Here is a 13,276-nt window from a genome sequence, read left to right on the forward strand (position 1 = left end):
AAAGGGTAAATAATAATAGTGTTTATACTACATAATAAATGATGAATAAAACAGCCTGATTACATTTTACACTAAGAGACGGTATTTTCATACGGAGAGAGGAGTTTTTCAATATGGTGAAGCCTATTAAGATTAAAAATGTGAAAGACATTGAAGCAATCAACCGGATTGTAAGCCAGTACCCCTTCGACATCTGGATTCATGGAAAAAGCGGAATGGCAGATGCAAAATCCATCCTGGGGATGTTCATTCTCAAGCTTGATGAACCTTTAACACTTGTTGTGCCTGATGATGCAGACACAAACAAGCTATTTAAGGAACTGGACCAGTATATGCATATTTTTTAAATGCTGAAATAGTTACGGCGAGAGCTCAGCATGGGCTCTGCCATAGCCGGGCGGGGGGATTTTTTCAGGACCAGGCGGAGGAGGCCGGAATAATCGTCTTATTCCAACTGACGACGTCCTGGGAAAATTTAACCGCCGGCAATGTATGAAGCCAGAGGTTACAGACCACTAGCGGCCCTGACAGTATTCGGAGGCCGCGTCGGCCGCTGAGGCTGCATCTGCCGTATAGTAGTCGGCGGAAATTGTTTCGCAGAAACTCTGTGTTACAGGAGCGCCGCCTATCATAATGGCAATCTTGTCTCTTATTCCTGCGCTTACCGCAGCTTTTACCACACTGTCCATTTCGGCCATAGTGGTGGTCAGCAGAGTGGAGCAGGCTATAATATGAGCGTTTTCATTTATGGCAGTCTCAACGAATCTTGAAGCTGATACATCTACACCCAGGTCAATGACTTCAAGCCCCCTGCCTTCCATCATCATCTTAACCAGGTTTTTACCTATATCGTGGAGATCACCTGCCACTGTACCCAGGATAACCTTACCTGCCGCCTTGACTCCACTTGAAGCCAGCAGCGGCTTGAGAAGCTCTGTTCCCATAGTCATTGCCCTTGCGGCAATCATTACATCGGGAACATATATTTCGTCACGTTTAAATTTTTCACCTATTACTGCCATTCCGGGAAGAAGACCGTTATTCAGGATTTCCTGGGGCTTTATGCCCTCGCCCAGGGCCTTTTGAACCAGCTCTTTTACAATTTTAGCTTTTCCTATCTGAAGGTTTTGTGAAATTTCATCCAGTATGCTCATTTGATATTCTCCTGTTTCTAGTACGCTTTAGCGTGCTAAACTGTACAATACATATACACATTGTAATATAAAACGACTGATTTGTATAAACTTTTTTCCTTCTGTATATAAATTATTTACAAAAATTTTTATTATAGCAGAGAAGCCGGGACTATAAAAAATGTCAGGAATCACAAGGGAAAAAATCCCATTTTGTGCCTTATTTATAATATAGAATGTAAAAATAATTATAAAAATAATATTGACAAATAATTAACAAAGGGTTAAAATAATTATAGAGACATTGTTAAATTATTAACAGTGTTGCCATAAATAATCCTATTTTTTAAGCCATAAATGGCTGAACACGAATGGCTTAAATTTTTTAAGATTATTTGTTAAAAAAATAACAATAATTGTATTGCTTTATAACTTAATGGAGGTTGAATATTATGGCTAAGAAGAATCTGATTGTAAACAGTGTTGAGACATTATTGGAAAAAATCACTGAAATCAAGCAGGCACAAGAGGTCTTTGCAACCTATTCCCAGGAGCAGGTTGACAAAATATTTGCTGCAGCAGCTCTGGCAGCCAACAAGAAAAGAATTCCTCTGGCTAAAATGGCTCAGGCTGAGACCGGTATGGGTGTTGTGGAAGACAAGGTAATAAAGAATCACTATGCAGCAGAATATATATACAATGCTTATAAAGACACCAGGACCTGCGGAGTTCTGGAAAGAGACGACGCTTTTGGAATAACAAAGATTGCTGAACCGCTGGGTGTCATAGCTGCCATCGTACCAACCACAAATCCTACATCAACAGCTATATTTAAGGCTCTGCTGGCGCTTAAAACCAGAAACGGCATAATATTCTCTCCCCACCCCAGAGCAAAAAAATCTACAATAGAAGCAGCAGGTATCATACTTGAAGCGGCAGTTGCAGCAGGTGCTCCCAAGGGGATTATCGGGTGGATAGACGAGCCTACCATAGAACTCTCAGAACGCGTAATGAAAGAGGCAAATATAATACTGGCCACCGGCGGACCGGGTATGGTAAGGGCGGCATATTCTTCAGGAAAACCTGCCATAGGCGTGGGCGCAGGCAATACTCCCGCAATTATTGATGACACTGCCGATTTAAAAACAGCGGTAAGCTCAATACTTGTTTCAAAGACCTTTGATAACGGTATGATTTGTGCTTCAGAGCAGGCGGTCATTGTACTGGATAAGATATACAACGATGTAAAGAAGGAGTTCACACTCAGAGGTGCGTACTTCCTTAATAAGGAACAGACTCAGAAAACGAGGGAGATACTCCTTGTAAACGGCGCATTGAACGCCAAGATAGTGGGTCAGACTGCATACACCATCGCAAAACTGGCAGGCTTTGAAGTACCTGTTGAAACAAAGATACTGGTTGGGGAGGTGGAATCTGTTGAATTAACTGAAGCTTTCGCACACGAAAAGCTCTCACCGGTACTTGCCATGTATAGGGCCAAGACCTTTGACGAGGCTGTAGCAAAAGCCGAAAAGCTTGTGGCAGACGGAGGCTTTGGACATACCTCATCTATTTATATTGATGCAGTTAATGAAAAAGTTAAAATAGATAAATTCACACAGGCCATGAAAACCTGCAGAATTCTTGTGAACACGCCGTCTTCACACGGCGGTATAGGGGATCTGTACAATTTCAAGCTGGCTCCTTCTCTGACCCTGGGCTGCGGCTCCTGGGGAGGCAACTCGGTATCTGAAAACGTAGGGGTCAAGCACCTGATTAACATCAAGACCGTAGCCGAAAGGAGAGAGAATATGCTTTGGTTTAGAACTCCTGAAAAGATATATTTCAAAAAAGGCTGTCTGGGAGTGGCTTTAAAGGAACTGAAGGATGTGATGAACAAGAAGAGGGCTTTCATTGTCACAGATTCCTTCCTGTTTAATAACGGGTATACAAAACCTGTTACGGACCTGCTGGATACCATGAATATTAAATATCATACCTTCTTTGATGTGGCTCCCGATCCTACGCTTGCATGTGCAAAGCTGGGTGCGGAGGCCATGAGGGAATTCAATCCGGACGTGATAATTGCTCTTGGAGGAGGCTCGGCCATGGATGCCGGCAAGATAATGTGGACTTTATACGAGCATCCTGAGGTGGACTTCCAGGATCTGGCCATGAGATTTATGGATATCAGAAAGGACGAAATGGTTGAACAGGCTTTTGACGACCAGTGCACAGGCGCAAATCCCAGATATCCATTAATGAGTGAATTAAAGGATATGTACCTTAGAGCATATTACGGAAAGTAAAACAACAATCATATCATTGGCGGGAATATTTCTATAATTATTCATTTTATTGTTGATCTCCTCACCCCTTTCCTGCCAATTGACAGTTCCATAAATGTTTGGTAAAAACGGCCGCCTGCAGGATACTTGAAATATGCAGGCGGTTGTTTTTTTGTTTAATATATTGAAATTAAATGGCTGAGAGCTGCTGACAAAAGATTTTCATAGATTTCGACTGATTTTGAGCAAATATTGAAAGGATAATGTTTATAATTTAATATAAAATGATTTATGAAAATGGTATCAGGGTATAAATAAGAAAGATTTATAGATTGAAGGAGGCAAAGCTTATGAGTTTTAACTATTACATTCCTACCAGAGTACTGTTTGGCAAGGGACAGCTTGAGCAGTTGCACAAACAGGCCCTGCCCGGCAGAAAAGCATTAATAGTCACTTCGGCAGGCATGTCCATGAAAAAATATGGTTACCTTGCAAGGCTGGAAGACCAATTAAAAAAGGCAGATATAGATTATGTCATATTCGATAAAATATTACCGAACCCCATAAAACCGCATGTAATGGAAGGTGCGGCGCTGGCAGCAGGAAACGGCTGTGATTTTGTCATCGGTCTTGGCGGAGGCAGCAGCATTGATTCATCAAAATCAATAGCGGTCATGGCCACAAATCCCGGGGACTACTGGGACTATATAGGCGGGGGCTCGGGAAAGGCAATGCCGGTGCCAAATGATCCGTTGCCCGTAGTGGCAATTACAACAACCGCAGGAACAGGGACAGAGGCAGATCCCTGGACCGTTATCACAAATGATGAAAGCAATGAAAAAATAGGTTTTGGGTATGACAAGACATTCCCCGTCCTGTCAATTGTGGATCCGGATCTGATGATGACCGTGCCGCCGCATCTGACGGCGTATCAGGGTTTTGATGCTCTGTTCCACAGCACGGAAGGCTATGTCAACAGATTTGCAAATGAAATGAGCGATATGTATGCGATTAAGAGCATACAGCTTTTAGGGAAATATCTTCCCACAGCAGTAAATGAGGGCTCAAATGAAGAAGCCCGGGAAAAGGTAGCCCTGGCAAACACGGTTGCCGGAATGGTGGAGTCTACCTCCGGCTGTACCTCGGAGCATTCACTTGAACATGCCCTCAGTGCATTTCATCCGGAGCTTCCCCATGGAGCAGGGCTCATCATGGTAAGCGAAGCTTACTACACCTTCTTTGCAAAATCCGGCTCTTGTGACCAAAGGCTTGTGGATATGGCGGCAGCACTTGGAAAGAAGGATGCAAGCGAGCCAATGGACTTTGTAGCTGCTTTGGTTGATCTGCAAAAGGCCTGCGGTGTCTATGGACTTAAAATGTCCGACTATGGAATAAAGGCCGGTGAGATAGAAGCCCTGGCCAGAAACGCCAGACACACCATGGGTGGACTTTTTGCCTGTGACCCTGCTGAACTCAGTGATGAAAATGTGGTGGAGATACTGAAAAAGTCTTATAAATAAATTGCAATAACTCATAAATTTCTATAACTGATAAATTGCAGAAGGGCTTTTACAGGCGAACTGAAGGTTTGCCCTGCAGAGGCTCTTTTGCATTTGTAGAGATTTTTAGCTGGGGCCTCATTAAGGACGGTATTTATTTCCTAAGTTGTTGTGGCGTATTTTTATGTTCAGATTCAATAAATAAATGCTATAATATATAAAACAGTTTTCAATATATCTATAAGGACAAAGGTATGGGATGGTAAATAAAAGATTCGCATTCAGAAAGGCAAATTGGGAAAAGATAACCTTTTGGTTTGTATTTGCAACTCTTGTGGCATCAACCGCGTTCTCACTTATACATGTAATTTTGTCACCGTCAGGTGCTGTTGCGGAGGTCAGGTTTCAAAAGCTGAAAAGTGATTACGTGCTTATGCTCATTCAGTGCATTATGGGTATTATCATAATGTTTCTTCCGTCAATTCTGGAAAGAAAGCTTCAGATAAATGTTCCCAGCTTTATGCATATAGTTTTCGTTATCTTTCTTTATGCGGCCATATATCTGGGGGAGGTTCGAAGCTTCTATTACCACATACCCCACTGGGATACGGTTTTGCATACCTTCAGCGGTGCCATGATAGGAGCCCTGGGGTTTTCCATAGTCAGGCTGCTGAATGATTCCGAAAAAGTAAGCATCAACCTCAGTCCCCTGTTCGTAGCGGTTTTTGCATTTTCCTTTGCACTTGCCATTGGCGCATTGTGGGAGGTATATGAGTTCTCCTTTGATAAGCTGCTGGGATTGAATATGCAGAAGTTTGCCTATGAAAACGGCAGTCTCAGAATAGGGAGGGATGCCCTGGCAGATACAATGAAGGACTTGATTGTTGATGCTCTCGGTGCACTTGGCACCAGCGTTATGGGTTACATCTCCCTTAGATTTAAGAAGGGCTGGCTTGAAAAGTTTGCAGTAACCAGGATAAGGCCTATAAAAAGTAATCAGGATACTTCTCTTTGAGAACCTTTGAGTGATCGAGACCGGAATAATGATGCTGTTTTAAGATAGAGCAGCAGGCTGAATCACGGGCCTCAATCCGTTCCACAATATTTTGATGCTCCAGGTACACCTTTCTGAGCATTTCCGGTTCGTACATGGTCAATACCCTGTACCTGTTATAATGAATTCTGGTTGTGCTTATTATATCCCATATGGTTTCATGCCCGGCAGTCTTAAATATGACTCTGTGATATTCATTGTCCAATTCAAGAAATTCTTCCACGGTTCCGGCTTCTTCTACCAGTTCCTTTTGCTGGCGAAGGTTTTTCCTTATTTCATGGGGGAGAAGACCGCCGTTTTCAATTATTCCGCTAACGATCTGATTTTCCAGCAGATCCCGCATATACACGCTTTCGCCCACAAAGGGCAGGTCTATCAGCGACACAAAGGTTCCCTTCTGAGGGTATATGTTAAGCAGCTTTTCATAGGACAGCCTGATAAAAACCTCTCTGACAGGAGTCCGGCTGACGTTTAACGACTCTGCTATTTCGTTCTCGCTGATCATCTGACCGGGTTTGTACTCAAGATTCAATATTTTATTTTTAACTTCCAAATAGATAACTTCCTTCAAGGGAAGCATATTCCTGGCATATTTAATCATAATATCTCCATCTACGCGCACAGCGCGTACACAAATAGTAATGAAAGATACGCAGTGGCTTTCGCTGCGTGAAATTCACTTTGACTTACCACATGTATCATCTTTCACGCTAACCTCTTTTGCTGTACTTTTTGCAATAATTAATATTTTAGCATAAGTAGTCGTACATTTGTGTAAATACACAAATGTACGACTGAATATTGTGCTCAATGTGATACGGTTTGAACTATTGACACTGAACTTGTATATTAGTATATTAATATATAAGATGTAGTTTATCAATAACTTTTTCTATTGTCAGTTGGCCTAAAAAAGTCTTTGGTTTTTTGACGGTACATAGCAATTGACTTTGAGAAGAACAATAAACCTATATGGGAAAAGGAGATAGATATAACATGGATAAGAATGAAGTTTTGCAGAAAATCTGTGATTGCGGTGTGGTAGCAGTTGTAAGGGCAGAAAGTGCCGAGCAGGCTATGAAAATAACAGATTCCTGTATTCAGGCAGGAATAAATGCCATCGAAATTACTTTTACTGTTAACGGAGCCCTGGATGTTATAAAGGAACTTGCCAAGGCAAACAAGGACGGTAAGATGCTCATTGGAGCAGGAACAATTCTCGACCCTGAAACTGCAAGAGCTGCCATACTGGCAGGAGCCCAGTTTATCGTAAGCCCATGCCTCAATACGGAAGTGGTCAAGGTGTGCAACAGATACCAGGTTGCCTGCATGCCGGGAGCAATGACTGTTAAAGAAGCTGTGGAGGCTATGGAAGCCGGTGCCGATATTATAAAGGTTTTCCCGGGAGAACTGTTTGGACCTGCAATCATTAAGGCTTTCAAGGGGCCGCTGCCATATATTAAGCTTATGCCTACAGGGGGAGTGAACCTTGACAATGTAGGAGAATGGATCAAAGCCGGAAGTGTTGCTGTGGGAGTAGGGGGGAATCTTACCGCCGGTGCTAAGAAGGGCGATTATGAATCAATAGTTGCCATTGGAAAGCAATTTGTTGAAAAGGTAAAGGAAGCCAGGGTTTAGGATAAATTACAGGAGGTTGTTTCATGTCTATTCTTAGTTTAAAACCAGAGGGCAGTTATAAATACGATTGCATATCATTGGGAGAGGTAATGCTCAGACTTGATCCCGGAGACGGCAGAATAAAAAATACCAGGGAATTCAAGGCCTGGGAGGGCGGAGGGGAATACAATGTTTCCAGAGGGCTTCGCAAGTGCTTTGGAATGAACTGTGCCGTTGTTACTGCTTTTGCTGAAAATGATATAGGAAGACTTATTGAGGACTTTATATTGCAGGGCGGGGTAGACACCTCTTTGATCAAGTGGGTTCCATATGATGGGATTGGCCGTGCAGTAAGAAACGGACTGAACTTCACCGAAAAAGGCTTTGGAATAAGAGCGGCCCTTGGGGTTTCCGACAGGGCGAATACCGCAGCATCCCAGCTTAAGGCGGGAGATATGGACTGGGAGTATATATTCGGTGAACTGGGTGTGAGGTGGTTCCACACCGGAGGCATTTTTGCAGCTTTGTCCGAGACTACGCCACAGGTAGTAATAGAAGCTGTCAAGACTGCAAAAAAATATAACACGATAGTATCCTATGACCTTAATTACAGGCCTTCCCTGTGGAATTACATCGGCGGAAACAAGAAGGCGCAGGAGGTTAACAAGGAAATAGCCAAGTACATTGACGTTATGATAGGAAATGAAGAAGATTTTACACAGTGCCTGGGTTTTGAGGTGGAAGGCAATGATTCAAATCTGAAGGAGCTTGACATTGAAGGCTACAAAAAGATGATAGACAGGGTTGTTAAAGAGTACCCCAACATGAAGGTTGTTGCAACAACTCTGAGAGGGGTTAAAACAGCTACGGTAAATGACTGGAGCGCCATTTGCTGGGCAGAGGGCAAGATTTACAGATCAATTGAGTTCCCTGGACTTGAAATATATGACAGGGTAGGCGGAGGAGACAGCTTTGCATCCGGTCTGGTTTACGGACTCATGACTGCCGGGGATGCACAGAAGGCAGTAAATTATGGAGTTGCCCACGGCGCATTGGCCATGACTACTCCCGGAGATACTTCCATGGCCAGTCTGAAGGAAGTTGAAGGTGTAATGAAGGGGCTTGGGGCAAGAGTGGTAAGATAATCAGGTAAAATTGCTCCTTCATGAAGGTTTTTGCCTAATACAGGCACAGCGCGGCTATGGCTTGATCATCAAGTCATAGCCGCGCTGTGCCTTATTGTTTTCGAGGGTGAAAACCCAGGACAGGTCAGCCCTTGTAATCCCCTCTGTCCACCACCAATTGATACCCGATTTTCTCCATTCTGCCAGCCAGGCAAAATCTGCATTCTGCCGCTTCTTCGCCGGTACATATCTTGTTGTCGTACAGGGAGTACTTCTTTCTCACCGATACCGGGGAGAGGTTTGGCATGACTACATTTGCTCCTGCCAGGATACCTTTTTCACGACCCTGGGGATTTATGGTCCCAAGTGCGGTAGTAGCGGGTATAAGCGACTTTGGAAGCATTAAACGGATTAAGGCTATCAAAACCAGCGTAAGCTCAAGACTGCCTGCAGCTTCGGAGGCAAACCTGGTCTCACTGTGTGGTATAAAGGGGCCGATTCCTACCATATGAGGGTTGAATTCCTTTATAAACAAAAGGTCTTCTGCCAGGGTTGCGGTGGTCTGATAGGGAGAACCTACCATGAAGCCTGTCCCAACCTGGAAGCCTATTTCCTTAAGGCTATACAGGCACCGTTTCCTGTCGGCCAGAGATAAGCTTTCAGGATGAAGGCGGCTGTAATGCTCATCGTTGGCTGTCTCGTGCCGCAGCAGGTACCGGTCGGCTCCTGCCTCAAAATATTTCTGATAGGAGGAGCTGCTTTTTTCACCTGTTGAAAGTGTTATGGCACAATCAGGATAGTCTTGCTTTATTGATGTAATTATTTCAACGATATCCTTATCAGAATAGTGGTTGTCTTCCCCTCCCTGGAGGACAAAGGTACGGAAGCCCAACTCATAGCCTGTCTTGCAGCAGTCCAATATGTCCTCACGGCTGAGCCTGTACCGATCGGCTTTTTTATTTCCTGAACCTATTCCGCAGTAATAGCAGTTATTCCTGCAATAGTTTGTAAACTCAATCAGGCCCCTTGTATATATTGAGGTTCCAAAGCTGCGCCGGGATACCTCACGGGCTTTTTCAAAAAGGTATTCACTTGAAGCAGCGTCAATATTATTAAGAATATGTATGTATTCATCTTTTGCCAACTGTTGCTTTTCATATAATTTATCAATTAACTGTTTCATGTTTTTGCAGCCTCTCAAACTAAAATGTTAATTCCTACTAAATTTATAATGATTATATTATACCACAAAAATGCAGGTTTAAAAAGTATGCTGTAACGGGAGGTATTACCAGTGTCCTATGTTAAATATTATATAAAATGTTATAATATAACAAAGTTTAGTTTTAGGAGGTAAAAATATGCTTAAAAGGTCTGTCGCTTTTTTTCTGATTGTTTTTGTCATTTTTGCAGCTACTCCCGCAGTTACTTTCGCAGCAATCGGAATAATAAATAACGGTACAAGCTTTGGCGGAGTCCAGGCCCATGGGGGAAGTATTATCAAAGTGGGCGATACCTATTACTGGTATGGTGAAAACCGTGATGCGAGCAACCTGTTTGTATCGGTAAAGGTATACTCCTCAACCGATCTTGTAAATTGGACGGACAGGGGGGCCGCCTTATCAAAAAGCTCTGCGGCTGAATTGAACAGTTGCAATATCGAAAGGCCCAAGGTAATGTATAATGCTTCTACAAACCAATACGTAATGTGGATGCATTATGAGAACGGAAGGGATTATTCACTTGCAAGGGCTGCCGTCGCATACAGCTCCAGCCCCACCGGCCCCTTTACCTATACCGGCAGTTTCAGACCAAACAATAATATGTCCAGGGATTGTACTACTTTTGTAGACTCGGACGGCACAGGATATTTCATATCTGCTGCCAATGAAAACGCAGACCTGATAGTGTACAGGCTGTCCTCCGACTATAAATCAATAGCTTCACAGGTTGTAACTCTATGGCCGGGACAAAAGAGAGAGGCGCCATGTATGTTTAAAAAAGAAGATACTTATTACCTTATAACCTCCGGCTGCACCGGGTGGAGCCCAAATCAGCAGAAATATGCCACTTCAAAAGCCATATCCTCAGGCTGGACGGGTTTGACCAACCTGGGAGATGCCACCTGCTATGATTCCCAGGGGGCGTGTGTATTCCCGGTGGGCAGCGGCTTTGTCTTTCTGGCGGACAGGTGGGCAGGTGCATGGGGAGGCAAGGTCAGCGATTCTTCATATCTCATGCTTCCTCTGATTATTAATGGTTCTTCTGTAACCATGAATTATACGGATACGGTTAAAGCCGCTGCTGAGTTTGGCGCAATAGCCAACGACTATCACACGTATACCTTCGGAGGGATACTGACAAATGCCGACCCCTACCAATGGACCGTCAGCCAGCCTGAGGCCACAAATATACAGGTGCTCTCCATAGACGGAGACAAGGCACTTCAATTATCAGATACAACCACTTCAAACTACTGTTATGCAGTCAAGGATTTTCCGGCAAAGAGCGGAAGCGTGACCTTTGATATAAGCTTTAAATATGAGAATCCGGGGAGATGGGACAGAATAAGGCTGTACAGCGGGAATTCAATTGGTATAGATATTATTAATTTTGAACAGGGTCTGGGCTGGTTAACGGGTACGTCCACCAGAAATATAATTCAGACTGTATCGGGCAACACCTGGTATCAATTGAGAATTGTAGCCGATACGGCAACTCAGAAATTTGATGCATATATCGATGGAGTCAAAATCAAAGCCGGCTGCAGCTTTACGGGTACAGTCACCCAGTTTGACAGAATTGCCTTTGATTCGGGAAAAGGTTTTGCAAATACTGCTGCCTACGATGATATTTCCATACGGTAACGGCTCCTTCATATTTACGTGCCGTACGCTTTGGGAGTATGGCACGTAAATTTCTGGGACCAGTGCTACAGAGGGTGGAACCGGGCCTCAACGGTACTGACTATCCTGTCCACATCGGCAAGAGCCCCCTTGCCCAAATCTCCGCAGGCCAGAACGGCTTCCTTCGGCTCAATAAAGTGATATCCCAATTGGGACAGTGTATTAATATTTCTTTGAACTATGGGGTTGTTGTACATATTTGTATTCATTGCGGGACAAATATAAACAGGCACATTGCACATGGCCATTACTACCGTAGAAAGCATGTCGTCTGCTATTCCGTTTGCAAGTTTTCCCAGGATATTTGCAGAGGCGGGAGCTATAAGGCACAGGTCGGCTTTTTTTGCAAGTGAAATATGTTTTATTTCACTCGGCGTTATTTCCTCAAACATATCATAATAGACTTTATTTTTGGTGAGTGACTGAAAGGTAAGGGGTGTCACAAATTCCATGGCACTCCTGGTCATGATTACTTCCACATTAAAGCCCTTCTTGGTTAATGTGTTGGCAATATCAGCAGTTTTATAGGCGGCTATGCTGCCGGTAACACCTAAAACAATATTTTTTTTCATATTTCATCTTCCTTTACAGCGGTATTGTTTTGCCGGGTATTCCATCTGCATCCTGCAGGCGGTAAAAGGTCAGCTTTCTTCATTTCCCCGGGTGAGGATACTGCCCACCCGTTTGACTATACCCTCTGCTATCTGAGCTTTTGTATGGAATTCCTCGTAGGATTTATGGCGGTCTATTAAATATCCCTTGTGTTTAAGAGGCGTTATTTCAGCCAGGTCATTTGCCAGCACCAGGTCGCAGCCATTTTTCAGTAAAAGGCTATAAGCTGTATCCAGCAGGGTTTCCAGAGAAACATTGCTTAAAAGCTTGAAGCCTATTAAGAGTGTATGGGGCTGAAGCTTTTTTATAAGGCTTATTACCTTGGGGGTCTTTTTCATGACGATAACCATATCTTCAATATCCGAGCTGATTTTATTCTCAGAGCTTAAATTCCCGTTTCCGGAAAAGGCTGCCTGAAGCATTCCTGAGGTAAAGGTTTCAGGACTTAAGTCTCCGGTTTGCCCGCTGTCCTTTATAAACCTGGTCATTGAAGCCGCCATATTGCTTTTGGTGGTGAGACTATCCACAGTGTAGTCGCTGACAGCCATGGAGTGTATAACCACATTTATTTTTTGTGTCGCCAATATTTCACTTAATTTTTCAATAAGCTCATTTACGCTGCCTATCCTGATTATGCTGGTTGTACCAGACTGTTCTGAAGCAGGGGTGACCGCATTTAGTCCGCAAAGGTAATAGATTTTTTCAACAGGCAGATGAGCAGCTCCTGCAAAGGCTTCTGCTATTGCCGAACCCAGCTTCCCGGTAGAACTGTTGGTTATGGTTCTGACATTGTCTATTCTTTCGGTGGTTCCGCCTGCGGTTATCAATATATTCAAAATCCGAACTCCTGTATAATATAATAAACTGATAGTTAATATATAAAATAAATATTAACTGCTAGTTTATATTTTAACATAAAAACAAGTGGAAGCAAGTAACCTGAGTACTGCTTCCACTTGTTTATTTGGATGAAGTAAAGCTAAATATTTTATAGAGGGATCAATGAGACAAATAATACATATCAAATATATGCCGTTTATTAT

General features: G+C 43.3%; 11 protein-coding genes and 1 pseudogene. 7 read left to right on the forward strand and 5 right to left on the reverse strand.

The window, feature by feature from the left end; all coding sequences use genetic code 11:
• Positions 1–113 precede the first annotated feature (113 nt).
• On the forward strand, positions 114–347 hold the full coding sequence (locus tag CLHUN_RS11220; RefSeq protein WP_080064690.1) for an HPr family phosphocarrier protein: 234 nt from the start codon (positions 114–116) through the stop codon (positions 345–347).
• Positions 348–515: 168 nt separating this feature from the next.
• Here the strand turns inward: CLHUN_RS11220 and CLHUN_RS11225 are convergent, their stop codons facing one another.
• On the reverse strand, positions 516–1,154 hold the full coding sequence (locus tag CLHUN_RS11225; protein ID WP_080064691.1) for a corrinoid protein: 639 nt from the start codon (positions 1,152–1,154) through the stop codon (positions 516–518).
• 431 nt (positions 1,155–1,585) lie between these two features.
• Between CLHUN_RS11225 and CLHUN_RS11230 the strand changes: the two are divergent.
• From CLHUN_RS11230 to CLHUN_RS11240, 3 genes and pseudogenes are all read left to right on the forward strand, one after another.
• A pseudogene (locus tag CLHUN_RS11230) lies at positions 1,586–3,331 on the forward strand (iron-containing alcohol dehydrogenase); the annotation flags it as partial.
• Between the two features lie 440 nt (positions 3,332–3,771).
• Positions 3,772–4,941, forward strand: a complete 1,170-nt coding sequence (locus tag CLHUN_RS11235; protein WP_080064692.1) for an iron-containing alcohol dehydrogenase — start codon at positions 3,772–3,774, stop codon at positions 4,939–4,941.
• Between the two features lie 238 nt (positions 4,942–5,179).
• Positions 5,180–5,935 carry a DUF2238 domain-containing protein gene (locus tag CLHUN_RS11240; RefSeq protein ID WP_080064693.1) on the forward strand — a complete coding sequence of 252 codons (756 nt, stop codon included), beginning with the start codon at positions 5,180–5,182 and terminating at the stop codon, positions 5,933–5,935.
• Here the strand turns inward: CLHUN_RS11240 and CLHUN_RS11245 are convergent.
• Positions 5,904–6,575: a GntR family transcriptional regulator gene (locus CLHUN_RS11245; RefSeq protein ID WP_080064694.1), complete on the reverse strand. Its 672-nt coding sequence runs from the start codon at positions 6,573–6,575 to the stop codon at positions 5,904–5,906. The genes CLHUN_RS11240 and CLHUN_RS11245 overlap by 32 nt on opposite strands.
• Before the next feature lie 395 nt (positions 6,576–6,970).
• Here CLHUN_RS11245 and CLHUN_RS11250 point away from each other — a divergent pair, with 395 nt between their 5' ends.
• A complete protein-coding gene (locus tag CLHUN_RS11250; RefSeq protein WP_080064695.1) occupies positions 6,971–7,612 on the forward strand; it encodes a bifunctional 2-keto-4-hydroxyglutarate aldolase/2-keto-3-deoxy-6-phosphogluconate aldolase in 642 nt (213 codons plus the stop codon).
• A gap of 23 nt (positions 7,613–7,635) precedes the next feature.
• Positions 7,636–8,736: a sugar kinase gene (locus CLHUN_RS11255; RefSeq protein WP_080064696.1), complete on the forward strand. Its 1,101-nt coding sequence runs from the start codon at positions 7,636–7,638 to the stop codon at positions 8,734–8,736.
• 124 nt (positions 8,737–8,860) lie between these two features.
• Here CLHUN_RS11255 and hydE read toward each other — a convergent pair whose 3' ends face one another.
• Positions 8,861–9,898 carry a [FeFe] hydrogenase H-cluster radical SAM maturase HydE gene (hydE, locus tag CLHUN_RS11260; protein WP_080064697.1) on the reverse strand — a complete coding sequence of 346 codons (1,038 nt, stop codon included), beginning with the start codon at positions 9,896–9,898 and terminating at the stop codon, positions 8,861–8,863.
• A 178-nt stretch (positions 9,899–10,076) separates the two neighbouring features.
• On the opposite strand from hydE, the gene CLHUN_RS11265 reads away from it, so the two are divergent.
• Positions 10,077–11,582 carry a family 43 glycosylhydrolase gene (locus tag CLHUN_RS11265; RefSeq protein WP_080064698.1) on the forward strand — a complete coding sequence of 502 codons (1,506 nt, stop codon included), beginning with the start codon at positions 10,077–10,079 and terminating at the stop codon, positions 11,580–11,582.
• Between the two features lie 65 nt (positions 11,583–11,647).
• Here the strand turns inward: CLHUN_RS11265 and coaBC are convergent, their stop codons facing one another.
• Together coaBC and CLHUN_RS11275 are read right to left on the reverse strand one after the other, a co-directional pair.
• A complete protein-coding gene (coaBC, locus tag CLHUN_RS11270; protein WP_080064699.1) occupies positions 11,648–12,193 on the reverse strand; it encodes a bifunctional phosphopantothenoylcysteine decarboxylase/phosphopantothenate--cysteine ligase CoaBC in 546 nt (181 codons plus the stop codon).
• Positions 12,194–12,262: 69 nt separating this feature from the next.
• Entirely contained in the window at positions 12,263–13,069 is an 807-nt protein-coding gene (locus tag CLHUN_RS11275) for a phosphopantothenoylcysteine decarboxylase domain-containing protein (RefSeq protein ID WP_080064700.1), read from the reverse strand.
• Positions 13,070–13,276 lie beyond the last annotated feature (207 nt).

Origin of the sequence: Ruminiclostridium hungatei, assembly GCF_002051585.1 — a bacterium.
In the GTDB taxonomy this organism is placed as follows: domain Bacteria; phylum Bacillota; class Clostridia; order Acetivibrionales; family DSM-1351; genus Ruminiclostridium; species Ruminiclostridium hungatei.